This is a genomic window from Paenibacillus sp. ACRRY, from assembly GCF_022346995.1.
Classification (GTDB): domain Bacteria; phylum Bacillota; class Bacilli; order Paenibacillales; family Paenibacillaceae; genus Paenibacillus.
Window position 1 is genome coordinate 286818 of record NZ_JAKRNM010000003.1, and the last position, 26997, is coordinate 313814.

General features: G+C 48.3%; 24 protein-coding genes. 16 read left to right on the forward strand and 8 right to left on the reverse strand.

The genetic code is table 11. The features are described from left to right. Window positions 1-65: 65 nt before the first annotated feature. The 4 genes from MH144_RS14870 to MH144_RS14885 form a co-directional block, all read right to left on the reverse strand. Window positions 66-965: a DUF4097 family beta strand repeat-containing protein gene (locus MH144_RS14870; protein WP_239301562.1), complete on the reverse strand. Its 900-nt coding sequence runs from the start codon at window positions 963-965 to the stop codon at window positions 66-68. Next, on the reverse strand, window positions 962-1555 hold the full coding sequence (locus MH144_RS14875; RefSeq protein WP_239301564.1) for a DUF1700 domain-containing protein: 594 nt from the start codon (window positions 1553-1555) through the stop codon (window positions 962-964). Before MH144_RS14875 ends, MH144_RS14870 begins: the two co-directional genes overlap by 4 nt. Then, on the reverse strand, window positions 1548-1877 hold the full coding sequence (locus MH144_RS14880) for a PadR family transcriptional regulator (protein WP_127537344.1): 330 nt from the start codon (window positions 1875-1877) through the stop codon (window positions 1548-1550). Before MH144_RS14880 ends, MH144_RS14875 begins: the two co-directional genes overlap by 8 nt. Window positions 1878-2138: 261 nt before the next feature. Next, complete coding sequence (locus tag MH144_RS14885) at window positions 2139-3683, reverse strand: FAD-dependent oxidoreductase (RefSeq protein WP_239301566.1); 1545 nt, start codon at window positions 3681-3683, stop codon at window positions 2139-2141. 384 nt (window positions 3684-4067) lie between these two features. Between MH144_RS14885 and MH144_RS14890 the strand changes: the two genes are divergently transcribed. Further along, window positions 4068-6887 (forward strand): glycoside hydrolase family 3 C-terminal domain-containing protein, encoded by a 2820-nt coding sequence (locus MH144_RS14890; protein ID WP_239301580.1) that lies wholly within the window; start codon window positions 4068-4070, stop codon window positions 6885-6887. Window positions 6888-6978: 91 nt separating this feature from the next. On the opposite strand, the gene MH144_RS14895 is transcribed toward MH144_RS14890, so the two are convergent. The 3 genes from MH144_RS14895 to MH144_RS14905 form a co-directional block, all read right to left on the reverse strand. Next, a complete protein-coding gene (locus MH144_RS14895) occupies window positions 6979-7818 on the reverse strand; it encodes a methyl-accepting chemotaxis protein (protein WP_183523418.1) in 840 nt (279 codons plus the stop codon). 187 nt (window positions 7819-8005) lie between these two features. After that, a complete protein-coding gene (gene nrdG, locus MH144_RS14900) occupies window positions 8006-8515 on the reverse strand; it encodes an anaerobic ribonucleoside-triphosphate reductase activating protein (RefSeq protein WP_239301590.1) in 510 nt (169 codons plus the stop codon). After that, the gene (locus tag MH144_RS14905) at window positions 8512-10473 is read right to left on the reverse strand and encodes an anaerobic ribonucleoside triphosphate reductase (protein ID WP_239301592.1); all 1962 of its coding nucleotides are present in this window, start codon (window positions 10471-10473) and stop codon (window positions 8512-8514) included. Before MH144_RS14905 ends, nrdG begins: the two co-directional genes overlap by 4 nt. 382 nt (window positions 10474-10855) lie before the next feature. Between MH144_RS14905 and MH144_RS14910 the strand changes: the two genes are divergently transcribed. Then, window positions 10856-12499: a GAF domain-containing sensor histidine kinase gene (locus MH144_RS14910; protein ID WP_239301602.1), complete on the forward strand. Its 1644-nt coding sequence runs from the start codon at window positions 10856-10858 to the stop codon at window positions 12497-12499. 183 nt (window positions 12500-12682) lie between these two features. Then, the gene (locus MH144_RS14915) at window positions 12683-13621 is read left to right on the forward strand and encodes an aldo/keto reductase family protein (protein ID WP_239301604.1); all 939 of its coding nucleotides are present in this window, start codon (window positions 12683-12685) and stop codon (window positions 13619-13621) included. A gap of 106 nt (window positions 13622-13727) precedes the next feature. Here MH144_RS14915 and MH144_RS14920 read toward each other — a convergent pair whose 3' ends face one another. Continuing rightward, window positions 13728-14852, reverse strand: coding sequence for a GGDEF domain-containing protein (locus tag MH144_RS14920; RefSeq protein ID WP_239301606.1), 1125 nt, complete (start codon window positions 14850-14852; stop codon window positions 13728-13730). A gap of 274 nt (window positions 14853-15126) precedes the next feature. Between MH144_RS14920 and MH144_RS14925 the strand changes: the two genes are divergently transcribed. The 13 genes from MH144_RS14925 to MH144_RS14985 all read left to right on the forward strand — a co-directional run bounded on the left by MH144_RS14925 (window position 15127) and on the right by MH144_RS14985 (window position 26993). Beyond that, window positions 15127-15522: a Fur family transcriptional regulator gene (locus MH144_RS14925; protein WP_095291039.1), complete on the forward strand. Its 396-nt coding sequence runs from the start codon at window positions 15127-15129 to the stop codon at window positions 15520-15522. Next, the gene (locus MH144_RS14930) at window positions 15498-16304 is read left to right on the forward strand and encodes a winged helix-turn-helix domain-containing protein (protein ID WP_095291041.1); all 807 of its coding nucleotides are present in this window, start codon (window positions 15498-15500) and stop codon (window positions 16302-16304) included. The genes MH144_RS14925 and MH144_RS14930 overlap by 25 nt, the downstream gene beginning before the upstream one ends. Window positions 16305-16538: 234 nt before the next feature. Beyond that, window positions 16539-18002 (forward strand): catalase, encoded by a 1464-nt coding sequence (locus tag MH144_RS14935; RefSeq protein ID WP_239301608.1) that lies wholly within the window; start codon window positions 16539-16541, stop codon window positions 18000-18002. Window positions 18003-18254: 252 nt separating this feature from the next. Next, window positions 18255-18671 (forward strand): BlaI/MecI/CopY family transcriptional regulator, encoded by a 417-nt coding sequence (locus tag MH144_RS14940; protein WP_154894738.1) that lies wholly within the window; start codon window positions 18255-18257, stop codon window positions 18669-18671. A gap of 1 nt (window position 18672) precedes the next feature. Beyond that, a complete protein-coding gene (locus tag MH144_RS14945; RefSeq protein WP_239301609.1) occupies window positions 18673-19533 on the forward strand; it encodes a M56 family metallopeptidase in 861 nt (286 codons plus the stop codon). Between the two features lie 41 nt (window positions 19534-19574). Further along, complete coding sequence (locus MH144_RS14950; protein WP_239301610.1) at window positions 19575-19985, forward strand: DoxX family membrane protein; 411 nt, start codon at window positions 19575-19577, stop codon at window positions 19983-19985. A 210-nt stretch (window positions 19986-20195) separates the two neighbouring features. Continuing rightward, entirely contained in the window at window positions 20196-20897 is a 702-nt protein-coding gene (locus MH144_RS14955) for a pirin family protein (RefSeq protein ID WP_239301611.1), read from the forward strand. Window positions 20898-20951: 54 nt separating this feature from the next. After that, window positions 20952-21287, forward strand: a complete 336-nt coding sequence (locus tag MH144_RS14960; protein WP_239301612.1) for a hypothetical protein — start codon at window positions 20952-20954, stop codon at window positions 21285-21287. A gap of 250 nt (window positions 21288-21537) precedes the next feature. Next, complete coding sequence (locus MH144_RS14965) at window positions 21538-22491, forward strand: ABC transporter permease (protein ID WP_239301613.1); 954 nt, start codon at window positions 21538-21540, stop codon at window positions 22489-22491. Between the two features lie 2 nt (window positions 22492-22493). After that, complete coding sequence (locus MH144_RS14970) at window positions 22494-23456, forward strand: iron chelate uptake ABC transporter family permease subunit (RefSeq protein ID WP_153980249.1); 963 nt, start codon at window positions 22494-22496, stop codon at window positions 23454-23456. Continuing rightward, complete coding sequence (locus MH144_RS14975; protein ID WP_095291055.1) at window positions 23450-24208, forward strand: iron ABC transporter ATP-binding protein; 759 nt, start codon at window positions 23450-23452, stop codon at window positions 24206-24208. The genes MH144_RS14970 and MH144_RS14975 overlap by 7 nt, the downstream gene beginning before the upstream one ends. Window positions 24209-24247: 39 nt before the next feature. Beyond that, window positions 24248-25234, forward strand: coding sequence for a siderophore ABC transporter substrate-binding protein (locus MH144_RS14980; RefSeq protein ID WP_239301614.1), 987 nt, complete (start codon window positions 24248-24250; stop codon window positions 25232-25234). Between the two features lie 175 nt (window positions 25235-25409). Further along, complete coding sequence (locus MH144_RS14985) at window positions 25410-26993, forward strand: spore germination protein (protein ID WP_239301615.1); 1584 nt, start codon at window positions 25410-25412, stop codon at window positions 26991-26993. Window positions 26994-26997 lie beyond the last annotated feature (4 nt).

The window sequence follows — 26997 nt, forward strand, 5'->3', positions numbered from 1 at the left end:
CCTTATAAGTTGGAATGGCAGTTGATTATACTATATTACCCACAGTTCTGATATTTGCTTCATCACTACTTGATGATACGGATGCTGCCAGAGGTGGTACGGGCCTTGATGATTTCCTTGCTAGTCATTGGAGATTCCGGTACATTTACATCTCCAGAAGTGGCACGAGCGTCGTAGACTCCTTCAAAATCGGGTGCAGCTTGAATAAAGACGTCACCTGATTGTCCCGATACATCCACAGGTGCAGAATGGGTCTGTTCGATATGAACACTGCCAGAAGTGAAGCGGATATTGGCAGATCCGTTTAGCTGTGTGATTTCTACATCTCCTGATGTTATTTCGCTGTTCACATTACCTGCTACCTGATCTGCAGTGAAACTTCCGGAGGTTTGATTGATAGTCATATCGCCTTCGACAGCTGAAGCCTTAATGTCCCCTGAAGTGAGATCCAGATCAATACGCGTGGCCGATATGTCTTCCAGACGAATGGATCCCGAGGTATTGTTGAGCTCAAGCAGATTGGCATGTAAGCCGGCCAACTTCCAGTCGCTTGAGGATGAATCGAGTTTAACTTCATCTAATTGGTGACCTTCAGGCAGGGCTACGGTGATTTTGGAATCCCGATCACTCCAATACAGGGTGAAAAACTGTATTCGCTCACGTTGTGTCTGAGCCAGCTTGAACGTGCCGCCAGATAACGTGGCCTGTTCGAAACTTTGGATGACAACCGGGTCCCACTTACCGTCTACCTCAATATAACCATTGGAATCCGGGCTGACCACGAATTCGATATCTGCGCTAAAATTGGCATCCATAATTACGTTTTGCAACTCATCGTTCTTGAAATCCCACCGCTTGGAGTAAGCTTCCCGATCATCTCCGAACTGGATCCCATATATGGACGTTCCGAGCAAACCTATCCCTATACATATGACTGCCAAAGCCAACCACTTTTTTGTACTCATGCGGAAACGTCTCCTTTCATCGTCTTACTGTTCCATCTAATGTATTGTAGCGTGACGGCCTTGAAGCCCTTGAATACCCACTTCGCGGCCATGAAGAACAGAATTCCAACACCAAATGCCCCGATAGCCACGAACAGCTCTGCCTTATCAAATTGACTGAGGAACAGGAAGTCCACCGCAGCTGCGACCGGGGCCAATACCAGCAAGGACATACTGGCAATGGCGAGCCATAGCGACCAGAGGGTTAACCCAAGAGGGATCCCAAGGATGAGGTTCAGAAAGATCAGGCCAATACCTGTAAAAAAGTTGCGAGCTGCCCGGTTGCTGTTCTTCGGCGACCGCATTTCACCATAAGTCGGAGCGTAGAAGGGATCGGAACCCGGCGTGTTCACGTCATAGCGGTCACCGAGTGCTTCCCGTGCAATCTCTTCCGGACGGCCCAATTCGCGGGCAATCTCCTCTTCAGTTCTTCCTTCCTGGAGCCCGAGCTCGAAGTGCTGATCATAGTCTGCGAGCAGCTCCGCCCGTTCCTGTGGCTCCATCGGCCGCAGATGAATTTCCATGGCCTGCATAAATTGTTGTCTATTCATTATGGGTTCCTTCCTCAATCAGATTTGCGACATTGCGCACAAATTCATTCCATTCCGTAGTTAGTGCCTGCATGTAGTCACGACCTGTATCCGACAGCTTGTAATATTTACGGGGCGGTCCCTCGCTTGATTCCTGTAAATAGGTGGTGCAGTACCCGTCTTGAACAAGTCTGCGGAGTAATGGGTACAGTGCACCCTCGGCAACTTCAATATGTTTGGAAACCGCCTGAGCCAGTTCGTAGCCATACCGATCCTGGCGGTTAATCAGCACCAGGACGCATAGCTCCAGCACTCCCTTTTTGAACTGGATATTCACGTTCACACAGGTTCCTCCTTAATCCTTCTTCAATCACTAGTGTGTATTGATCAGTAGTTGTGAAATCATAATAGCATTCAGTACTGTATATTGCAAGGTAGTGATTTAAAAATAGTTCCGTATCATGGGTGTACTCAAGAAAAGACACCCGATGTTGGTGTAAACCTCGATTGACTTCCCATAAGAACAGCATACGCAAAACCCGGGTAGGATGCCTCCGTCCGAAGACGGAATCCTACCCGGGTCTGTAAACCGAATCTACCTTGTTTATTCTGTAGCTTCAAGCACTTTGAGATCTTTGACAGCCGGTCCTTCAATGACTTTGCCGGCAAAGTCGAAGCGGGAACCGTGGCAAGGGCAATCCCACGAGCGTTCGCCTTCATTCCATTCGACTTCGCAACCCAGATGCGTACAGGTTGTATCGACCAAAAACAGTTTGCCACTGGTATCCTTATAGGCACCAGCGCGTTTACCGTTATGTCGGACAACGGAACCTTCGTCATTGCCGATCTCGCTGACGTCCTTGTGAACGATGCCTACTTTTCCAGAGATCAACTCTTTCGCTACATTCGCGTTTTCGATAATAAAGTTTTTTACACCTGGATCTGTCTTGAATCTGGCTGGATCGAAGACAGCGGCATGGGGATTGTCACGACCGGTGATACGATCTGCCAGGATGTGTCCGGCCATCGTTCCAGTGGTCATGCCCCATTTGGCGAACCCGGTAGCGACATAAACTCGTTCATGTCTCCCGGTAATCGGTCCAATATAAGGCACCTTATCAATGGATATCAGATCCTGGGCGGACCAGCGGAACGGAATGCTGCGGATGCCGTACGTTTCTTCTGCGAAGCGTTCGAGGCGTTCATAGTGACCATAAGTGCAGATTCCTTGTCCGGTTTTATGGTTTTCCCCGCCGAAGAGGATGAGTTCCTTTCCTTCGTGGAGCACCTTGCGAAGGGAACGGGATGGCTCATCATCCGAGATATACATGCCGCCAGCATAAGGCTTTTGAGGTTCTACTGCAACCGCATAAGAACGCTCGGCGTGCAGCCTTGTGAAATAAAAGCCTGGGTCATACACAGGAAAGTGGGAGGCTACAACAACATGTTCTGCTGTCACGGATGGACCATTACCATAAGTCCGTACATGAAGTGAAGCATCTTCTTCCACGTCGGTGACTGTCGTATGCTCATAGATTTGCACTCCCTGCTTAACGGCAGAGTCAAGCAAGTGGTGTAAATAAGCGAGCGGATCAAAGCGTGCTTGACCTGGCATCTTAATGCCTGCTCTAGACGGAACATGGATAGGGAGCGGATCGACCCACTGACCTGGTATGTTCAATTTGCCGTAAGCGGTGAGCTCAATCTCCAGCTTTTTCAGATTATCTTCGGATTGAATATACACATAGGCATCTTCCTCCGCCCACTGGCAATCGATCTGTTTCTCTTTCACGAGATTGCGCATCCAGTTGGCAGCCTCAGCATTGCCTTCATAATACATGCGTGCCTGTTCTTGTCCGAAATGGTGAAGCAGTTCATCGAAAATTACCCCATGCTGAGCAGAAACCTTGGCTGTTGTATGTCCAGTTGTACCATCCAGTACTTTCCCGGCTTCAAGCACCACAACACGCATCCCAGTTTGGGCAAGCAAATAGGCTGTTGTGATTCCTGCAATCCCTGCACCAATAATGGCTACATCTGCAGTGATATCTTCAGTAAGCTTCGGATAGGCATCAAATTCGTGAGTAGCCCTCCAGATCGATTCCGGTATGGGGGGTAGGCCCGCCGGGGGCTGTTGATTGTTGCTCATTCGGTTGTCCTCCTTGATCTTTCTTCAGGTCATAATTAAATGGTTCGTATCCCAGGCAAGCGCGAAGGGGATGTACTCCTATCCATGATTGCCACACTATGTACGAATAAAACGAGGTGGCAGAGACTTTACAAATCATTGTTCACATTTTCCTGGGGAGGACCCCTGTTTTTTTTGCCAGACATGCATTATGATAGATTTATCGAAACCGTTTTAGTAAATGTAATAAGATAACGTGTACAGATGTGAAAATGCTGATTTAACAGTGTTTCCAACTATATAAAACGAGTCAAATATTTATTGAAGTGCACAATGTTCATTACATTTAATGTATTCGCTATCATTACCCAATAACGATCTGAAGTGCAAAGGAGATTCCAACCCATGACTAATCAAACCAAATATCCATTTCAGGATACATCGCTCGAACTGGACGCAAGGGTTAAAGACCTGGTATCCCGTCTGACAGAAGATGAAAAAATCGAATCCATGCTGCAATACCAGCCAGCGGTAGAACGCCTGGGTATTGCTGCTTATAAACACGGAACAGAAGCCGCTCATGGCCTGGCATGGCTTGGCGAAGCTACATCCTTCCCGCAGCCTGTTGGACTGGCTTGCACATGGGATGCGGAACTTATGAAAGAAATCGGTTCTGTCATTGGGGACGAGGCGCGCGTGTTCTACAAACGCAATCCGGCTGTGAACGGTCTCACCTTGTGGGCACCTACAGTAGATATGGAACGTGACCCGCGTTGGGGCCGCAATGAAGAGGCTTATGGCGAAGATCCGGAACTGACTGCCGAACTTACCACAGCACTGGTTAAGGGAATTCAGGGAGATCATCCGAAATATTACAAGGCTGTTGCAACGCTCAAGCACTTCCTTGCCAACAATAATGAAGTGGATCGCGGAAGCGGGTCATCCAGCATTGATCCGCGCAATATGCGTGAATATTATCTGAAAGCATTCGAGAAGCCGTTCAAGGAAGGTGGAGCGCAGTCGATGATGACCGCGTATAACTCCATTAACGGTACGCCGGCGCTGCTTCATCCCTTTGTGAACGAAATTGTCAAAGGCGAGTGGGGCATGGATGGTTTTATCGTCAGCGATGCAGGTGATGTGATGGGGATCAAGAACGATCATAAGTACTATGATTCCCATACACCAGGCACGGTGGAATCTGTAAAAGCGGGAATCGACAGCATTACCGATGATGCGGATCTGTCCAAGCAAGCACTGCGTGAAGGCCTTGAACAAGGAACACTTACAATGGAAGATATCGATCTGGCATTGTTCAATACATTCCGTGTACGTTTCCGCCTGGGTGAGTTCGATCCGGCTGAAGGCAACCCGTATGCGTCCATTGGCGAAGAAGCGATGATGACAGAGAAGGCGAAGGCCCTATCGCTAAGAGCGGCAAGAGAACAGGTCGTATTGCTCAAAAACGATAAAGGCACTCTGCCGCTGGATAAAACAAAATCAGGCAAAGTGGCTGTCATTGGTCAGCTGGGCGGCACCGTTTACCGTGACTGGTATGCTGGCACTATGCCTTACAGCGTATCTCCGCTTGAAGCGATTAGCAGCAAGGTAGGCAGTGATAAGGTTGCGTTCAAGGATGGAAATGACCGGATTACATTGACTTCAGTGGCGAATGGAAAAGCAATCGGACTGGCTGAAGGCGAGAAATCACCTCTCGTTGCATCGGGAGAAGCTGAGACGTTCACGCTAACGGATTGGGGCTTCGGCAGTCTTACTTTGCAGGCAGAAAGCAATGGCAAATATCTGACCACAGACGAAGAAACGGTAACGGCTTCAGCAGATGAAGTGTACGGCTGGTTCGTGAAGGAAGTATTCCACTTGCTTCCGCAGGAAGATGGTAGTGTGGGCCTGACAACATGGAATGGCAAAACGGTTACCGCACCAAATGGTGGAAATGACACATTTGCCGTGTCAGAAGAGCTGAAGTCTTTTGGTGCGACCGAGACGTTTAAGAAGGACATCGTTGTGAACGGGCTGGATGAAGCCGTAGCAGCAGCGAAGGAAGCGGAAACGGCTATTGTATTTGTCGGTAACAATCCACTTGTGAACGGGAAGGAAGAGATCGACCGTCCAAGTCTGGATCTGGCTGAATCCCAGCAGCGTCTGGTTGAGGCTGTATATGCTGCCAATCCGAATACCATTGTGGTTATTGTGGGCAGTTACCCGTTCACATCCAATTGGGTTCAAGAGAACATCCCGGCTGTATTGTACACTTCCCATGCAGGACAGGAACTGGGTACGGCTGTCGCTGACGTACTCTACGGAGATTACGCGCCTGCAGGCCGTCTGAATATGACGTGGGTGCAATCGGCAGATCAGTTAACGGATATCAAGGACTATGACATCATCCAATCCGGACGTACGTATCAGTATTTTGAAGGTAATGTACTGTATCCATTCGGACATGGATTAACGTATGCTGCGTTCAAATACAGCAACCTGGAGTTGAATCCTGACCAAGCGGGAACAGAAGAAACGGTTCAAGTAACCGTCGACGTAACCAACACCGGAACCATTGCCAGTGATGAAGTAGTGCAGTTGTATGTACGTGCTGGCAAATCCCGGGTGAAACGTCCACTCAAAACGTTAAAAGGATTCCGTCGTCTCCATGTTGAAGCTGGTGCAACCGTAAAAGTGAGTTTCAACTTGCCAGTACAGGAACTGGCTATCTGGGATGTAACCCGTGATCGTTATGTGGTGGAAGCAGGAACGTATTCCATCATGGTCGGTAAATCGTCATCCGATATTCAGCTTGTTGCTGATCTGACGGTAGATGGCGAAACAATTCCTGCCCGTAATCTGAGCGTGGTGACACGTGCTGAGAATTATGATGCCTACTTTGGTGTCGATCTGGATGAGAGCAAAGAAGGTGGAACTTCTGTCCGTGTGACTGGTGAGCAAGGATGGATTGCCTTCAAAGACGCCGATCTGGGTGATTATACAGCAGTCATTGAAGCACGTGTTTCGTCAGAACAGTCAGGTGCGGCGCTGGAAATTCGTCTGGATGCAGCGGATGGTACGCTGGCAGGACGTGTCGACATCGCACAAAGTGGTGCACAGCAATGGTCTACGGTAAAAGCCGATCTTCAAGGTGCAGCAGGTCAACGAGACATCTATCTTGTATTGTCTGCGGGTGTACGCATAAGCCATTTTGAGATTCGCTAAAAACAAATAGAATGAGCCTAAATTATATTCAATAGAAGAAAGCCTCCGAATCAGATTCGGGGGCTTTTCGACTTGAGCATCGATATGTAATTTACCTGCCGTCAAACGTAATCAGTTTGTTCACGAATTGTTTCAGTTGCTGGCTGGTTTCATTCAGCTGTTCAATGGTACTCATAAAATTGTTAACGAGTTCCGCCTGTTCCTGCGAGCTGGCGGTGATCTCTCCAAGCTCATTTTCCATCATATGAATGGATTGCCGGACAGCGAGGAGGGATTCCTCAATTTGGGTAGTGGCTTGCTTGGTATCTACCGATAGTTTGCGTATTTCCTTCGCAACGACGCCGAATCCTGCTCCTGCATCACCTACACGGGCAGCCTCAATGGCTGCGTTCAACCCAAGCAGATTGGTTTGTTCCGAAATCTCCCGAATGAAGCTCGCAACCTGAGTCACGTTTCCTGATTTCTGTACAGCTTGTTTGGAGTTGTTTCGAATCTCTTCTGTAGTGGCACTGAGCTCCTCGGAATGTGCAGCCACATGCTGGACGCTATCGATAAGCTGATTGGTCAGATGCTCCGTTGCTTCCATGAGTTGTTGTAACTGAGCCTGGTCGTCCATGCTGTAGAGCAGATTGAATATGGCAATGACCTCACCCTGTTCGTTTTTGATCGGCAAGTACGATACATCAAAGGGAACACCAAATAATTCTTTGGGGTAATGATCGAATTGTTTCTCCGTAGTTCCTTTCAGATCGGCAAAATTACGATTGGGTTCAAGCAAAGGGTCTCCCGCTTTGAATTCCAATTGTTTTAAGGACTCTCCTGCAGAAAAGTACAGGAACTTCTCCCGATCAATAATGGAAAGGGTTACATCCTGGCGTATGGTATCACGGAAAAACGGCATGCATGTAATGAGTGCTTGAATAATATCCATAATTGGGTAACTTCCTCCTAAAATGTTTAATATAGAAAAGTGCCAAAGTTTATTTTAGTAACCATCTATATATTATATCGACATGCAATAAAGAAGTGAGTAGTGAAAACCAAAAAAAAAATCTCATCGAAAATAAACGCAATTCATCCTCTGCGTATTTCCAATGAGAATATCGAATGGGATCATGCTACAACGACTCAAGGCTCACTGTAACAATTTTTTGTTCTCTTAATGTCGCCTGCACATCCACCAAGCGCTGATTGCGGCTGCCCCGAAAGGGTAAGGACACATCCCGCTCAGCAGCCACGTAGGGGCCATCTACAATGACATCACACAGCCAGGCCAGTTCTGCCCGAATGGGATCAGCGACAAGCTCTTCATAGGTAAATCCGGTATAGGCCCACACCGTCCGGTCAGGGCATGCTTCGCGGAAACGGCGAACCCACGGGAGGCATGCCTCTGCTGAGAAAAAGGGATCACCTCCGCATAATGTAATCCCATCCAGCAGGGGATGGGCAGTTACCTCATGCAAAATCTGCTGCTGCCGCTCCGCGGTGAACGGTTCCCCTGCCCGGAAGCTCCATGAATCCGGGCTGAAGCATCCCGGGCAGGCATGGCGGCACCCGCTGATGAAGATGACGGCGCGCAGACCAGGCCCTTCATTTACGGACTCGGGAATATATCCATACAGATTCACTTGTGTTTCACCCGGTCCCGCACTTCTGCCTGTTTCGCGGAATTGAAGCGCACCTTGTAGTCGCCGGTAAGATAACCGGTGACCCGGCGCAATCGCTGAAAGTGCACGTGGTCCTCATGTACCTCACACCCAGGACATACATCACCGATGACACCTTCATATCCGCATGCTGGACAGCGGTCAATCGGGTGATTAATGGAGAAATATCCGATATCCTGTGCGAGTGCATATTGAACAATACGCTGGAAGGCGCTGGTATTGGCCCGTACATTCCCATCCAGTTCAACATAGGATATGGCTCCGGCATTACATAGCGTATGGAAGGGAGCCTCCAATTCAATTTTGCGGTAGGCCGGCAGGGTGTAATAGACCGGAATGTGAAATGAATTGGTATAGTATTCCCGGTCATTGACCCCAGCAATGAGGCCATACCGCTCGCGATCAATCTTGGTGAACTTGCCGGACAGCCCTTCGGCGGGCGTGGCAAACAGCGTAACATTCAGGTTATGCAGTTCACTCATTCGATCACAGAATTCACGCATGGCGCGGATAACGTTCAACGCTTCACGGTGGATATGGGGGTCCTGTCCGTGGTGCCGGCCATACAGCGCGGTCATGCATTCGGCAAGCCCAATGAAACCAATGGACAAGGTGCCATGCTTCAACAGTTCGGCTACCGGTTCATCTGGTGCGAGCTGCTCACCGCCTTCCCACACACCTTCCCGCATCATGAAATCAGATGCCTTGGCAGGTTGTGCTGTTTGAATACGATAGCGGTGCAGCAGTCCGGAGGCCGCACGATCCATGACCTTTTCCAGTGCTGCATAGAATCCTGTACGGTCGGCGACGGCCCGTGCACCCTGACAGATGCCATAGCGAATGCCGAGTTTGACCAGATTGATGGTGTTGAACGACAGGTTGCCTTTACCGCTCTGCCGATTGCGTCCGAAGCGGTCTGCCAGCGTACGTGTACGGCATCCCATAGTGGCGATGATGGTATCCGGATCTTCAGGACGATAATATGGCAGGTTGAATGATGCATCCACGTTCACAAAGTTCGGATACATGCGCCGGGAAGAGCAGGTCACGGCTAGACGGAACAAGTCGTAGTTGGGTTCCCCTTGTGCCTGGTTAATTCCCTGCTTGCACTGGAAGATATGCTGTGGAAACACTGGGGTCTCCCCGCCGCCAAGGCCGCGGATGGTTGCTTCCAGCAGAGAACGGGATACAAGCCTGCCTTCGGCTGAGGTGCATAGTCCATAGTTCAGTGAGGTAAAAGGAATCTGTCCACCTGCCCGGCTGCTCATGGTATTCAAATTGTGAATCAAGGATTCGGCAGCCTGTCCAGTCTCCAGTTCTGTTTCCTCACAGGCAAAAGCGAAAGCGCGCGGGCATGCTTCCCGTGCCAGTGGACTGTCCAGGTGCAGCTGCTCGTCGTCAATCTGTGTGTGCTCTCCAAGCAAACGCTGTCCTTTGCGATAATGTTTGCGGAAGGAGCGTTGTACATAAGGAGCCAGATCCCAGTCGATTTTGTTGGCGGATACCCCGCCGTACTGACTGTTTTGCTGTGATTGAAATATGATGGCAACAAGCGCCATTGCAGACATGATGGTCTGCGGCGTACGCACGGAGCCGTTACCTGTATTGAAGCCAGAGGCCAGCAGTCGATCAAACGGAATAAAGATGCAATTGGTTGTTCCAAGGGCATACTGATCGAGATCATGAACGTAGAGATCTCCATTCTCCACAGATGCAGCAAGCTCTCCCGGCAGCACATGACGAAGAGCATGCCACTTGGCCGTCTCCGAGCCGAGCCTGCTCATTTTGCCGCTGAACGAATCGCCGTTGAGGTTAGCGTTCTCCCTCAATGTGTCCGCGTCTTCTGCGCCAATAATTCGTCTTCCCAGGTCGGATAATAGATCGGATGCCGGTGGTGTGGCATACTCAAGCAGGTTCATGTGAGATTCCTCCCAAATATTGATTTTTATTATCGGTTATTTCAACTAAATACTATATGTAGACTTGCATTATCCATTTATAAACTATATGTGGATTTTTGGGTGTGATCATTCTCACACAGTGACCTTCTATCGGCACGAGTTGAAGCGGGGGGAATGGATAAAGGTTTTCAAAGTGAACGGGTAAGAGTATAATTCCTATTTACGCTGTACTAGGGATAAGCATGGTTTTCATACACTATGGTTCTCTTGGGCTTCTATGGTGGTAAACATATATGTACATGTTGTGACAGTTAACTTAAGAAATTTGACCCTCATATACAGGACAGATTCATTTTGAGATAGAGATGTAGAAATACAGCTAAGATTTGAGGGGTGGATCATGGGAACGGCAGGGATAACGAGAGGCTTTTATGAAAATGTACAGGAAGCAGCGTCCCACATCGTGGACGTGTTAAGCGGCGTATTGAAGGTCAATACGATCTTCGTCGCTACCAATGATGGGATGACCAATGTCATTTTGGAAGCTTTTAACCGAAACGAGGAACTGGTTTTTAGTGGCAGTGAACTTCCATTTGATTCTTCCTACTGCAGTCTGGTACTGCGAAATACAAAAGAAAACCTGACCATAACGGATACTGCAGCACATCCGCTGACTTGCTCAATGGATGTAACGAAGGCGCTCGGTAACCGTTTTTTTGTGGGCATACCCATTATGCGGCGTTCGGGCGAAGCTTTTGGGACCATTTGTTTAATGGACAAGCCGGACTATGTCATCAGTGAGACAGATATGAAGACGTTGAACGCCATGGCTGTATTTCTTGGATATGTCGTTGACTTGGAGAGTAATTTGCTTATACAGAAACAGAAGCTGAACGATACGGAGCAGCTGAAGCAACAGCTGCAGTTGGAGAAGGAACGTGCAGAATCGGAAGCGATGACGAAAGCGCAGATGATCGCGCTGATGAGTCATGAGATTCGCAACCCGCTCAATGGCATTCTTGGTTTAACCGATCTGATGCGTACACCGAATATGCCCGAAGAGCATGTGGAATATGTGGACATGATCGAGACCAGTGGCAACATCCTCCTGTCTCTGCTGAATAATATAATGAACTTTAATATTAATGAAACAGGCAAAACGGTAGTTCATGACGATCCCTTTGATCTGGTTTCCACGATTGAGAGTACGGTGTACCTGCATGCCGGGCTGGCGATGGAGAAAGGAATCGAGCTGGGTTTGAACCTTGAAATGAACATCTCTCAGGTGTTCGTGGGAGATGAGGTCAAGATCGGTCAGCTGCTCGCAAATGTGCTGAAATATGCCATTGATTCAACACGTGCAGGCTCCGTGCTTGTTACGGCAATCGTAGATGGTCAGAATGTGGATGAGGCGGGTACGTTGCTGCTTCATATCAAATATACGGGTCGGATGCTGACATCAGACAAAAAACTGCAGGCATTTAATACATTGGACGGAAATGTCAGCATTCAAAAGCTTGTGGGCACCAACCTCAGTTTGGCTGTCAGCCAAAATCTCGCCATTCTCATGCATGGGCGTATTGAGGTGAGCAGCCTGGGTGAAGAGGAGACGGAATTTCAGATCAGACTGCCCCTGATGAGGCACTGGGAACTTCCGCAGCTTACAGGCATTCAAGAGCGATTGAAAGGTAAAACGGTACTGCTGGTCAAAGCTCCTGATATTCTGCAGGGGGTATCTTCCCTCATGCGCAGGTGGCAGATGGATGTGAACATGACATCAGACACGAGCCAGGCAAAAGACTGGATGAAAAATGGACTTGAGCCTGAAATTGCGGTTATTGATATGGGGTTACATCCAGACAAGGCCATGGAGTTTATTCAAGAATTGAAGGGAATGGCCGAACAACTCCCCATCATCATGCTGGTCCCCTACGGGATGCATATGGATCCTCAGGAGGCGGGGAACGTTAATGCTGTCTTGACCAAGCCGGTTAGACAGTTGGACTTGCTGAACGCACTGAGCGCGACATTGCACCGGGCATAATCAAATATAAGCAGCGTACCTAATCAGGTACGCTATTTTATTGTATAAGGAAAGGTTGCGACTCAACTTCGATTTGTTTATTTATCCGTTTTCTTTTGTTAAATCCCTTTTCATCCACGCTGGTTACGTTACAATAGAAAAGTAAGAACCATACTAATTAATCTAGAGGAGGATGTGCATTCAATGGAATACCGCAGATTGGGTGGAAGCGGACTGAAAGTAAGCGAGATCAGCTTGGGCAGCTGGCTGACGTACGGAGGATATGTGGAGCGTGAAAATGCGGTGAAGTCGATTGAAACCGCATTCGATGAAGGCATCAACTTTTTTGATACAGCGAACGTATACGAGCGCGGTGCTGCGGAAGAGCTGCTTGGGCAGACTCTGAAAGCATATTCCCGTGATTCCTATGTTCTTGCAACCAAAGTGTTCGGCAAAATGGGCGATGGTCCGAATGACCAGGGCTTATCCCGCAAACATATTAAGGAGCAATGTGATGCCAGTTTGAAACGCTTAGGCGTGGAATATGTGGACATCTACTATTGCCATCGTTATCATACGGAAACACCGATCGAAGAAACGCTGCGGGCACTGGATGACCTCGTTCGTCAAGGGAAAGTGCTGTACGTAGGCGTAAGCCAATGGACAGCTGCTCAGATGGAGGCTGCGTTGGGTACCGCTGATCGTCTTCTGCTCGATCATATCGTGGTCAATCAGCCGGTCTATAATATGTTTGACCGCTACATTGAGAAGGAGATTATTCCACTTGGTGAGCGCAAGGGAATAGGACAAGTGGTCTATTCTCCACTTGCACAAGGGTTGTTAACCGGCAAGTATGCCTCTGTTTCAGACCTTCCGGAGAACTCCCGTGCAGCGAAGCTCGGCTGGGATGAAGGCAAGATCAATGCAGACAAAATCGGAAAAGTGCGTCAGCTGATTGAAGTAGCGGACAAGCTGGACCTCAAGGTAGGCCAGCTGGCACTTGCTTGGATTTTGCGTCAAAACAATGTGTCGAGTGCACTTGTAGGGGCAAGCCGTCCGGAGCAGGTAAAGGAGAATGCTGCTGCTTCAGGTGTGAAACTGGACTCAGCCATTATTGAAGAGATCGAGCAGATCCTGTCTTAGGGGTTAGCAATCTTCCAAGGCTTAATCAAGCAAACTAAATCGTAAAAAAGGATGCCCCGCAGCCATCATTAGGCTAAACTGTGGGACATCCTTTTTGGGTTTTAAGCTAGAGTAAACGATTGCCGATAAGTACCTTGGATCGCTTCGGAATGGCACAGACCCGATTTCTCCCGGTATTTTTGGCTTCATATAGTGCACGATCTGCCTGCTCGAAGAAGTCAGCGTCATCCTGCTCATCGCAATGATCCGGAAAGACGGCTACCCCGATCGAAATGGTCAGGCGAATGGTTGTGCCGTCCGGCAGAGCGAAGAGATACTTTTCAACAGACTGGCGGATGGATTCTGCAATGGCCAGGGCTTGATGATTGCCGCAGTCGCGCAGCAGGATCGCAAACTCCTCCCCTCCGTTACGTGAGACCATGTCAGCTGATCGTGAATGTTCGATGAGTAGTTGCCCCAGCTGTTTCAGAACAGCATCTCCAGCACTGTGACCGTACGTATCATTCACTTTTTTGAAGCGGTCGATGTCGATGACGAGCAGGGAAAGCTTCTGTTTGTTTTCCCGGGCAAGCTCCAGCTGCAGTTGCAGGGATTTCTCAAACTGACGGCGATTGCTGAGATTGGTGAGATGGTCTGTGGATGCTCTGCGTTCCAGCAGGAATAACATCTCATTCGACTTATTAATAAATTCGGCGATGAAATAAATAAAGATCCCGCCGACAAAGGAAATCGTCATTTGTAACGGATATACTTTCATTAATGAATTCATGCTGCTGGAATTCAACATCAGAATCACAAAGATCAGTGTAATGCCCAGCAGGTTCATCGTTATGATTTTGGTTAATCTCGACCAGGAAGCGTATGCAAAATATACACCGGACAAACCGATGAGGGTCATAACGAAGCCGGCATCAATCGCTGCGGACGACAGACCAAACATGGCAATGCGCAGGATGGAGATGACCAGTCCGGAGATGACTGATGCCATACCTCCTAAATAGACTGCAGAGGTAACGATTGCCAGATGGCGCAGATCCACAATGGTGTCTTCATTGAGAGGGAAGGAATAGTTCATCAGCACAGTGCCATAGATACCAAACAGGAGGCCGCCGATCATCTGCACACGCAATGAGGGAAACGGGACACGAATGTTATAGTATTTGGCAATAATTCCGGATATGTACATGAATGTGATCATGACACAGATATTAATAAAGAACGTGCTTAACAATGAACAGCCCTCCTTTAACGCACATTACTATATTTTATCTGAAAAAGGACACAGTAGCGAACCATATTATAGCAAATGTGTAATTGGATTGCTGGAAATGGTTTATTATTAATATAAGTTTTCTGGTAATGAACTCGTATTGACTTCATTATACATTAAGATTTATACTTAATCTAAATCAAAATTTGTTTCAACGTTTCTGGGAATCATAGTAATCGGTGGATTGCTGTGTCATTGTATATATTTTGGAATGGATTAATAAAGGAGAATTGCCGTGAGAACTCTAAATCTGACGATACAAAGACAGGCCGTATATGATGTAGTACGCCACTCGGAAGACCATCCAACTGCCGCAGACGTGATGAACCGTCTGGTTGAACAAGGCTATAATCTGGCCTATGGCACCGTATATAATTCGCTTCGTTATTTAACGGACAAGGAATTGATTCGGGAGCTTAAGCTGGGTGAGACCGCCAGCCGGTATGATGCCCGCATGGATGACCACCAGCATATTATGTGTGAAGTCTGTGGCAAAGTGGATGAGGTTATGACAGAGGTTCCTTCAGCGTGGATGCAGCAGGTGGCCGAGGAAACCGGATATGCAATTGATCATGCTCATGTGGTCTTTGGAGGTGTCTGCGGGGAATGCAAAAACAAACGGATCAAGTAAAAATCAGGATGTCTGATCGCCGTTTGCCGCTGCGGGTCAAGCCAGCGCTTGCTGATCCGGCTCCCTTTGTGGAAGCTTGTCCTGTTACGCGGCGTGTCATTCTGATTAGTCCGATGCCAGGTCAGGTTCATGAACTGGTCAAAGCACTAACCGACAGCTGCTTCGATGTATTGGTGTTTCATCGCTGGGAACCGGATCTTCATGAACGGCTGGTATTTGATCTGTTGATCTATGATCTGTCTGTAGCTGGAACGATTGATGCGTTCGCCGGTATCAGCAGCCGTTTAAACCGGGAGGCAGAACATATGGCGCCTTGCCTGTATCTGGTGGGCGAGAATATGATAGGCAGCGCTAGCGGACCCATGCTTCAGGAAGAGCTGCTGGTATGGCCGGCACGCCCGCAGGAAGCACTGTACCGGGTGCAGCGCATGATTGGCAATAGTCCGGTTACACCGAAGCGCGGCTTCTTGCCTGAGGAAGGACAACGGATCAGCTTCAAAGACTTGTGGCTGGACCGTGAGCGGATGAGTGTTCAGCGGGACAACGAACGGATTCACTTGACGAAGACCGAATACGATCTGCTGCTGAAGCTGATTGATGCCAAAGGAGCTGTCATTTCCCGGGAGGAGATGCTGAGCGATATTTGGGAGACTGATTTTACGGGTGGAAGCAATGTAGTCGATGTTCATATCAAAAGCTTGCGCAAAAAGCTTGGAGATAACGCAGCTTCCCCGCAATATATTGTTACAGTAAGAGGAGTGGGCTACCGCCTGGCGGATTAGTCCGCTTTTTTTATTTCCAGTTATTAATGACCTAAGCAGATATTCATCCTTCATTCATGAAACGCTCAGGATACTCATGATAACCTCATGCGAAGCTCATGCAGACTCTTTATGGGACATGTTAGAATCAATTTAACAGTTAGATCAAGTCTAAATGTATATTTAAAGTAATGACGAATATGATTTAAATAATAGATACAACAGGCATGAGGCCATCATGAGGAGGATGCAGAAATGACAGAACGTATGACAACTAACCAGGGAGCACCCGTTGGTGATAACCAGAATTCCCGCACAGCAGGCAGACGAGGACCTACTCTACTTGAAGATTATCATTTGATTGAGAAGATTGCCCATTTTGACCGTGAACGAATTCCGGAGCGGGTAGTACATGCCAGAGGTGCAGGTGCTCATGGGGTGTTTACCCTGGAGAACAGCATGAAAGAGTTTACCAAAGCAGATTTCCTGCAGGAACCTGGGACGGAAACGCCTGTACTGGTCCGTTTCTCCACGGTAATTCATGGAACGGGTTCACCGGAGACTGCGCGTGATCCACGCGGGTTTGCAGTCAAGTTATACACGCGGGAAGGCAACTATGATATTGTCGGTAACCACCTGCCTGTATTCTTCATCCGTGACGCGATGAAATTCCCGGATATGGTGCATTCCCTGAAGCCTGCGCCAGATACGAATATTCAAGACCCTGCACGGTACTGGGATTTCATGACCCTCTCACCTGAGTCCACACATATGATGACTTGGTTATTCTCTGATCTGGGTACGCCAGCGAGTTACCGTGAGATGGATGGATTCGGCGTGCACGCGTTCAAATGGATTAATGCTCAAGGCGAGATCCACTACGTGAAGTATAAGTGGGAGTCTGCGCAAGGTGTGCGCGGTTTCTCTCGTCAGGAAGCGTCTGAAGTGCAAGGGCAGGACTTCAACCACGCTACCCGGGATCTGTATGACCATATTAAAAACGGCCAGTATCCGCAGTGGAAGCTGCAGGTACAGCTCCTGAAGCCGGAGCAGATGGATGATTTCTCATTTGACCCGCTAGATCCGACCAAAACCTGGCCGGAAGATATCATTCCGTTTCAAACGGTAGGAACCATGACCCTGAATCGCAATCCGCAGAACTTCTTCGCCGAAGTAGAACAGGCTGCTTTTTCGCCAAGTGCATTGGTGCCTGGGATTGAGCCATCCGAGGATAAACTGCTGCAAGGACGCCTATTCTCCTATCCGGATACCCAGCGTCACCGGCTTGGACCAAACTATCTGCAGATTCCGGTGAACTGCCCGTATGCACCAGTTCGCAACCATCAGCGCGATGGACTCATGAATGTGAATCAGGATCCTTCCCCTGTGAACTATGAGCCGAACAGCTCCTCCAGCAGTCCACAGGAAGATCCGGCATACCGGGACAGTCAGATTCCGCTGCACGGTCATGTTACACGGGAGAAAATTGAGAAAACGGATGATTACACGCAGGCAGGCGAATTGTTCCGTTCCTTTACGGCCGAAGAACAGAAGAATCTGCTTGATAATCTGATTAATGACCTGAAAGGTGTTCCGGCACAGACGCAGATGCGTGCATTATGTCACTTCTTCCAGGCTGATGGACAGTTTGGTGGACGTCTGGCTCGTGGACTTGGTGTAGATATCTCGGCCTACATGCCATCAGCAGACCGCAAATAAGAGACTTTATTAATATATTTTCATAGCGTGCAGGAAATAATTAATATTGATGAGACTGGGCATGACTGCAGGAAATGCAGGAATGTCCAGTCTTTTTGCTGTCTTTGCAGCCGAGCTGGCTCCTTATATACTCTCCCAGTGATATTCTGAAATGGAAAACAAATTTACAAATCATTTACAATAAATACCTGACATAGAGGTTGACTTCTCGTTTGTTGTCACTACAATGGGTAGTGTGAGGGGTGTCTGAATATGAAAATACACAATTTTAAAGTGGGTGAGCGTGGGCTGAACCGCTTTTTTGGCCCGCTGGAAGCGAAGATTATGGATATCTTATGGGCGCGTCCAGGCAGCAGCATCCGTGAGGTGCAAACAGCACTTGAACAAGATAGAGATGTTAATTTCAATACTGTTATGACGGTCATGAACCGGCTCGTGGACAAGGGGCTGCTTCGCAAGACACAGAAGGGCCGGACGTCATTGTATCACCCGGTTCAGAGCAAGGAGGAGTTTATGAACGACCAATCGAAGGAGCTGTCGCATGAACTGGTAGACGAGTTCGGTGCACTTGCAGTGAGCCATATGCTGGATGCGCTGGATGAAGCCGACGCAGGATTGATTGAACGTCTGGAGCAGAAGATCAAACAATGGAAAAAGGATAGCGACTGATATGTGGAAGGCCCGCTCGAAGCTGTTGTTTACTGTCGGGTTTGGCATTCCGCTACTTGTGTTCATCCAGATGTTCATGTACGCCATGTACAAACTGTTTGGCTGGGATATTCCCTTTAACTTGCTCTGGCTGTGCAATCATTGGATGAGCCGTATGGGCTGGTTATCGGTTGGCCACTTTTTGATGCTGCTTGTCGTGCTAACTTTTGGAGGAACAGGCTGGCTGTTCATGCATCGAATGATGAAGACGCGAGCAGCCGTACACAAGCTCCATGCGATTGAGGACCAAGCGATGTCGAGAGCCCTTGAGGTCAAGTATCGTCATCTCAAACAACCGGGATTCATCGTCGTGGACAAGCAGTCACCGATTGCTTTTACGATTGGTTTATGGAGACCATATATTGTTCTCTCGACGGGATTGCTGGATATGCTCGATCCTGAAGAAGAAGAGGCTGTTGTCTATCATGAAGTCCATCATCTGTGGCACCGTGATCCGCTGAAGACGACGCTTTTGTCGGTGTTTGCCATGATGATGCCGTATATTCCTGTTTTGAAGCATACTTCGAAACAATACCATATTGTCCGGGAAATTTTGGCCGATAATGAAGCGATTGAACGTACCGGAAATGCAGCCGGAATTGGGAGTGCCTTGCTCAAACTGATCCGCGCTTGTCCTGAACCATGGCGGGTACGGGAAATGGCTGTGCAATCCTCGTTTGCCGATACGTCGGTTAATGTGCGCATCTCCCGTCTACTCGATCCGGAACAAGATGTTGAGCTGGCTCTACCGTGGTTTGCAATATTAATGTCGGCGACAGTGTTTCTGTTGATGTCTGTTTTGTTTGTTTGGTCGATCGGATAATTTGGATGTGTCACACTTAAATACCAAGGAGGAAGAGAAACGTGAATAGTAGGAGTGTAGAGATTGGCTTGTTCTTCTTAAGAATCATGATTGGTCTCATCTTTGTATTGCATGGGTGGAGCAAGTTTGAAGGTGGAATCAGTGGTGCGGTGGGATTCTTTGAAAGTATGGGCATTCCCGGCTTCCTTGCATCAGTGGTAGCCATTATTGAGCTGGCTGGTGGGGCAGCAATGATTCTGGGGCTGGGAACACGTGTGTTTGCTGCTTTGTTTATTGTCTTGATGGCAGGGGTTCTGTTTACGGCCAAAGTAGGTCAGCCATTTGTTGGTGGTACTGAATTTGATTACCTGACGCTGGCAGGTTCCCTGACCTTGCTATTCACAGGCAGCCGCTTCCTGGCGGTGGATCAGTATATAGCCAGACAAGGTAAGGTTCGGAATGCAAGTTCATAAGACTCACCGTTTGTAAGCATGTATTTCATTAAAAGCAGGCTAGGCCTGCATCGAAGCCTTTTCCTGCTGGATTGGTTTGCGGGTAATTACCTTGCGAATCGTTCAGCCGGGAAAGGTTTTTTTGTTTTGGACGCCAAGCCTAAACTTTTGGTACAATGAGAATAAGTATGCTACTAAGAAAAAATAAGAAGATTGAGGAGGATGCTCTTTATGATTAACGTCATTTCATCCGATGCCCGCGCCAGCTTCGACAGGGGCTGGCTGCGCGGAAGTCACAGCTTTTCCTTTGGAGGATATCAGGACCCGGAGAACACAGCTTTTGGACCGATGAGAGTAGCAAATGATGATGTGATAGCACCTGGTCGTGGTTTTGGTGCACATCCGCATAGTGACATGGAGATCGTATCCATCGTGCTAAATGGCAAGCTTCGCCATGAGGACAATCTTGGAAATGTAGCTATAACCTCGTTTGGGGGGATTCAGCGAATGTCTGCGGGCAGCGGCATGATTCACACCGAGCACAATGCGTCCGATACGGAAGAAGTACGTTTGCTCCAGCTGTGGTTTATGCCTACTACGAAGGGGCTGCAGCCTTCATATGAGACGACATCATTCGATCCTGCTGCACTAACGGGAGCGCTCCTGCCTGTAGTATCTCCTGAAGGCGGACCGCGAGTTGCATCCATTCATCAGGATATGACCATATATCTAAGCCGTTTGACTAAAGATGAGGCACTGACATATAAGCAGGATGAGGGACGCCGCCAGTATATTTTTGTGATTGAGGGTAAGCTTGGACTGAATGGTGAGCACGATTTGACGGCAGGCGATACAGCGAGGGTTGAACAGACTCAAATCATGGAATTGCAGGCAAGTGAGGATGCGTTCTTCATGCTGATTGATTTGCCTTAGCTTGAGCGGAACGCAGAATTAATAGATACGCGCAATAAGGGAGGATATACGTCTATGGCACAGCAGGAATGGTTTATGGTTAAACATGGGGTAACCGGGCGAGGTCTGGCGAATAGCAAAACAGATTCCCTGTCCTATCGGTTCCAAAAAGAGGGCGAAGGCTTCGTATTCACCGTTACAGGTTTGGATGAACCAACTGTGGAACAGATCATTGATCTCAGGCAGGAGCTGAACGTCTTTCGTTTCGTACAGCGCAAGGATCAGCCCCTTGTGAAGCACTGGTACTATGTTCAAGGAGACCGGGTTGCATACGATAAGGATCGTTGTACCCTTACGATTTTTGCGAATTCAGAGATTCGATATGTGCCTGAAGATTACTTCGCCGATTAATGAAAATAGACAGATGGGCCTTCCATACCGGAAGGCCTATTTCTTTTTATCTATTTTCATAATGCATGTGATATCTATCAGGTTGTTTTACGAAATCCCAAAAATTGCGAAGTCATACAAGGTTGACATCTGGAAATTAATATAGATATAATTCATATCAATTCAATTGATAATGAATATCAATATCATAAGCTGAAGAATAGAGTCATTACGCTGGCTTAAGGCTATCGATGAGGGGTTTAGTAAAGAGATGAAGTTAGGTTATATGTTGATCGCACTGGCTGTTCTGTCTATCGTTTACATATTTATCGGCAATTCGGACATTTCACCCTTGGATATATTCCACTTAACCCCAGTGCAGCTGCAGGTACTGCAAGTCAGTCGGTTTCCCCGCCTGATCAGCATTCTGGTCGCGGGCATCAGTATGAGCGTAATTGGTCTGATCATGCAGCAGCTGACACGCAACCGGTTTGTTTCGCCTACAACGGCAGGTACCATGGATTCAGCAAGGCTTGGAATTCTGGTGACCCTGATGTGGTTCCCCGGAGCGTCCCCTCTGCAAAAAATGCTGGTTGCCTTCGCCTTTGCTCTGGCAGGTACACTGATCTTTATGCGAATCCTCGAGAAGGTCAAATTCAAGGACACGATATACATCGCCCTTCTGGGCCTGATGTTTGGGAACATCGTTAGTTCGGTAACAACCTTTTTTGCCTACAAAAACGATCTGATCCAAAACATCTCCTCTTGGCTGCAGGGTGACTTCTCCACCATCATGAAGGGCCGATATGAATTGATCTATATCAGTATTCCGCTGCTGATTATCGTCTATCTCTTCGCCAACCGTTTCACACTGGCGGGGATGGGAGAAGACTTCGCAACCAACCTGGGCCTCGCGTATCGGAGAGTGGTCAACCTCGGATTGATTCTGGTAGCTATGGTCTCGGCCGTTGTCATTATCACCGTAGGAACCATTCCGTTTCTGGGTCTGGTCGTGCCCAACATTGTTACGCTCTATAAGGGAGATAACTTGCGTGACACACTGCCCCATACGGCGGTGCTGGGAGCGATATTCGTTCTGGTCTGTGACATTCTGGGTCAATTGATTATTTATCCGTATCAGCTGTCCATCAGTTTGACAGTGGGAGTCGTAGGCAGTGTGCTGTTTCTGTATTTACTGCTTCGAAGAAAGGCAAATGGGTCATGAGAATGAAATATTCAGCGAATACTCTAAAGTTTGGTATCTTGATCGCAGCGGCGCTCATACTGATTGGTGTGTTTCTGGTTATTCAGTCCGGGGGCAACTGGGATTATATCCTGCCGCGCCGGGGAAAGAAGATTCTGGCCATCGTGCTCACTGGAGCATGTATTGCATACTCAACGGCTATCTTCCAAACGATAACCAACAATCGTATCCTAACACCTGGCATCATGGGACTCGACTCCCTGTATATGTTGTTTCAGACGTTTGCGGTGTTTGTGTTTGGAAGCAGTCATATCAGCTTTGTAAATAAAAATCTTAATTTTGCAGTGTCTGTCCTGCTAATGACCCTCTTTGCCCTGCTGCTGCATCAATTCATGTTCAGACGGGAACGAGGGCGCAATATCTATCTGCTGCTGCTTGTGGGCCTGATTCTGGGAACGCTCTTTCAGAGCCTGTCCTCCTTCATGGAGGTCCTGATTGATCCCAATGAATTTCTCATCCTACAAGGCAAGATGTTTGCCAGTTTTAACAATGTGAATACGGATCTGTTGATCATTTCGATGGCTTCCATCCTCCTGATCCTGCTGTATGCGCGGAAATTCACCAAGTATCTTGATGTTCTGGCACTTGGGAAGGATCATGCGGTGAACCTCGGTGTGGATTACCACTATATCGTGAAACGGCTGCTGCTGGTTGTCATGGTGCTGGTATCCATCTCTACTGCACTTGTCGGTCCAATCATGTTCCTGGGATTGCTGGTGGTGAATCTGGCTCATCAGGTGTTCCGGACACACCGGCATACCGTACTGATCTGGGGCTCGGTCATCATCGCCGTCGTTGCCTTGGTAGGCGGACAGCTGATCGTGGAACGGGTATTCACCTTCTCCACAACCGTAAGTGTCATTATCAACTTTGTAGGCGGTGTGTATTTCATCTATTTGCTGCTAAAGGAGAGTAAGTCGTGGTAGAAGTCAGAAATGTCTCAAAACAATACGGCGGCGTCCGGGTAGTGGATGACGTATCACTGAATATTGCCAAAGGGAAAATTACTTCCTTTATCGGACCGAACGGTGCCGGCAAAAGTACACTGTTATCCATGATCACCAGACTCATCGGCAAAGACACCGGTCAGGTCCTGATTGAAGGCAAGGAAATTGAAGGCTGGAAGAGCAAGGAGCTGTCCAAAAAAATATCCGTGCTCAAACAATCCAACCACATCAATATCAGGTTGACGGTGGAGGATCTGGTGGCGTTCGGGCGCTTCCCTTACTCACAAGGACGGCTTACACCGGAAGACCGCCAGTGGATACAGGAAGCCATTGATTATATGGATCTTGGTCCGTACCGCAAAAGGTATTTGGACGAGCTCAGCGGTGGACAGCGGCAGCGGGCGTACATCGCCATGGTTATTGCGCAGAACACCGAATATATCCTGCTGGATGAACCGCTGAACAATCTGGACATGAAACATTCCGTGCAGATTATGAAAGTGCTGCGCAAAATGGTGGACGAGCTTGGCAAGACGATTGTCATTGTCATTCATGATATCAATTTTGCATCATGCTACTCCGATTATATTGTAGCGCTCAAGGAAGGCCGGGTCGTTCAGGAAGGTAAAACGGAGGACATCATTGATACGGAAGTATTACAGCAGGTATATGACATGCATATACCAGTGCAGGTGATCGATGGACGCAAGATTTGTGTGTACTTTTCGTAAGAAAATTAAACCAATATAGAGAGTGAGAGGTGTCTATTTATGAAAAAGGGTTGGTTGTTTACGTTGCTCGTTGTATTGTCTGTAGTGCTGGCAGCATGCGGGGGAAATAAAGCAGCGGAGAATACGGGTGCAAGCACAGGAACAGGTTCAGAGGCCAATGCGGGGGCAGAACAGTCCAATGAGGAGATTGTTATTAAGCATAAACTTGGCGAGACCAAAGTGAAGAAGAATCCGCAAAACGTGGTTGTGTTTGACTATGGCGTGCTGGATACCCTGGATCAGTTGGGCGTAGAAGTTGCCGGTGTTCCTCAAGAAGGCGTTCCTCCATATCTGGAAAAGTATAATGACGCCAAGTACACCAACGTTGGTGGCTTGAAAGAAGCCGACTTTGAAAAGGTAAATGCCATGAGTCCTGATCTGATTATCATCTCGGGACGTCTGTCGGATTCCTATGAAGAACTGAGCAAGATTGCACCGACCATCTATATGGCGGTGGACACTGAAGATTACATGAATTCACTGACAGAAAACGTGAAGACACTTGGTGAGATTTTCGGCAAGGAAACTGAAGCCGAGCAAGCGTTGGCTTCCATTGAAGCCTCTGCCCAAACATTGAAAGACAAGGTGACGGCTGCAGGCAAAAACGCACTGATCGTGCTGACAAATGAAGGCAAACTGAGCGCATATGGTGCAGGCTCTCGATTTGGTGTCATTCATGATGTATTTGGTTTTAAACCAGCAGATGCCAATATCGAAGTATCTACGCATGGACAGAGCGTTTCCTTCGAATATGTCATGGAGACCGATCCGGATTACCTGTTTGTGGTTGACCGCAGTGCAGTGGTTGCAGGCAGTGGGGAAGCAGCTCCGGCTAAACAGGTCATCGAGAATGATCTGGTTAAGAATACAACAGCGTACAAAGAAGGACACATTGTGTACCTTGACCCGAACTACTGGTACTTGTCCGGTGGCGGTCTGGAATCCATTCAGGAAATGATCAAGGAAGTCGACGCAAGCGTGGAATAACTGAAGTATATAACAGCATTATATTGGAATTGGGAAGAAAGATCTCTGCGAACGCGGGGATCTTTTTTTGTTTTCCTGAAGCCGGAAGGATACATGGATTTTTGTAAATTGCCCACATAATTCCCGTTCATTTGGCACAAGCTACCTTGTATAAAAAAAGAGCGGAGGGACGGACATGGCCGACAGGACAACAGGAAAAGAAGCTGCCTCAAACGCAGCCGAAAAAAAACATATCCCCTTGGGGCTGCCGTCTCCGCCGATATTGAAGCAGCCCATCGGATTGACTCATGAGAGTCATATGCTCGCCCTTGAAGACATTTTCTCGGACAGTTCGGACGTGGTATTCCGGAACGTCATGATATCACCTGAAGTTCAGGGGCTTCTGGTGTATATCGAAGGGATCGTGAATTCGGCTGATATTCAGGACCATATGCTCCGTCCACTCATTCGGGGGCTGATCGAGCAGCGTACAGATGAACCCGATGTTCCGATCGATGATACCCGGATTGCGCTAACTCAGGTGAAAAAGGTGGACTCCTGGGCTGAAGCAGCTGATGGTGTGCTGGAAGCGTCGGCACTATTGCTGATTAATGGAAGCCGGGAAGCCTGGCTCTTTAATGTCAAAGGCGGCGTCCGCCGGGGAGTAGAGGAACCCCAAACCGAATCGGTTATTCGGGGGCCTCGTGAAGGATTTACGGAGACACTTCGTGTAAATACAGCTCTCATCCGATTCAAGTTGAAAAATTCGTCGCTCAAAATGTTGAGCATGACCATCGGGACAGAGACCAAGACGAATGTGGTCCTGACCTATCTGGATGATATTGTGGATCCCAAACTGATTAAGGATGTCAAAAAACGCCTGAATAAGATCAAGATTGATGGCGTTCTCGAAACGGGGTATATCGAGGAATTAATCGAAGATCACCCGTATTCCCCGTTTCCGCAGATGCATTATACGGAACGTCCCGATACCGTAGTAGGCAACCTGCTGGAGGGCCGTTTTGCCATTCTGGTGGACGGCAGCCCGTTTGCCCTGATTGGTCCGGTGACCATGTGGCAGATGCTGCAGGCCAGTGAGGACTATTATGAACGGTTCTTTATCAGTAATCTGGTGCGGTGGATCCGGTTTCTGTTCGTAGCCATTGCATTGTTTTTGCCAGCACTCTATATCGCCATTACAACCTTCCATCAGGATATGCTTCCGACTACATTGATCCTGAGTATTGCCGGAGCCAGGGAAGCCATTCCGTTCCCGGCTCTGGTGGAAGCTCTTATTATGGAATTATCATTTGAAGCCTTGCGTGAAGCCGGGGTCAGGTTACCGAAGACGGTGGGCCAGGCAGTCAGCATTCTGGGTGCACTCGTGATCGGGCAGGCAGCGGTTCAGGCCGGGATTGTATCGGCACCAATGGTTATCATCGTATCCATGACAGGAATTGCATCGTTTACCATCCCGCGTTTCAACTTTGCCATTACGGTTCGTTTGCTGCGGTTTCCGATCATGCTCCTCGCCGGAGCACTCGGACTGTACGGCATCGTCATCGGACTGGTATTGATCTCGGTCCATCTGACGCAGATGACATCTTTCGGCGTGCCGTATCTGTCAGGGCTAAGTCCTTACAGCAGGACAGATACCAAGGATATAGTGATTCGTACACCATGGTGGAGGATGATCAATCGCCCATCGACGGTCCATCGGGATCAGAAACGTATGAATGCCAAGATCAATGGTTCGCCAGAAGCTGAGGAGGGGTGGTAAGCTC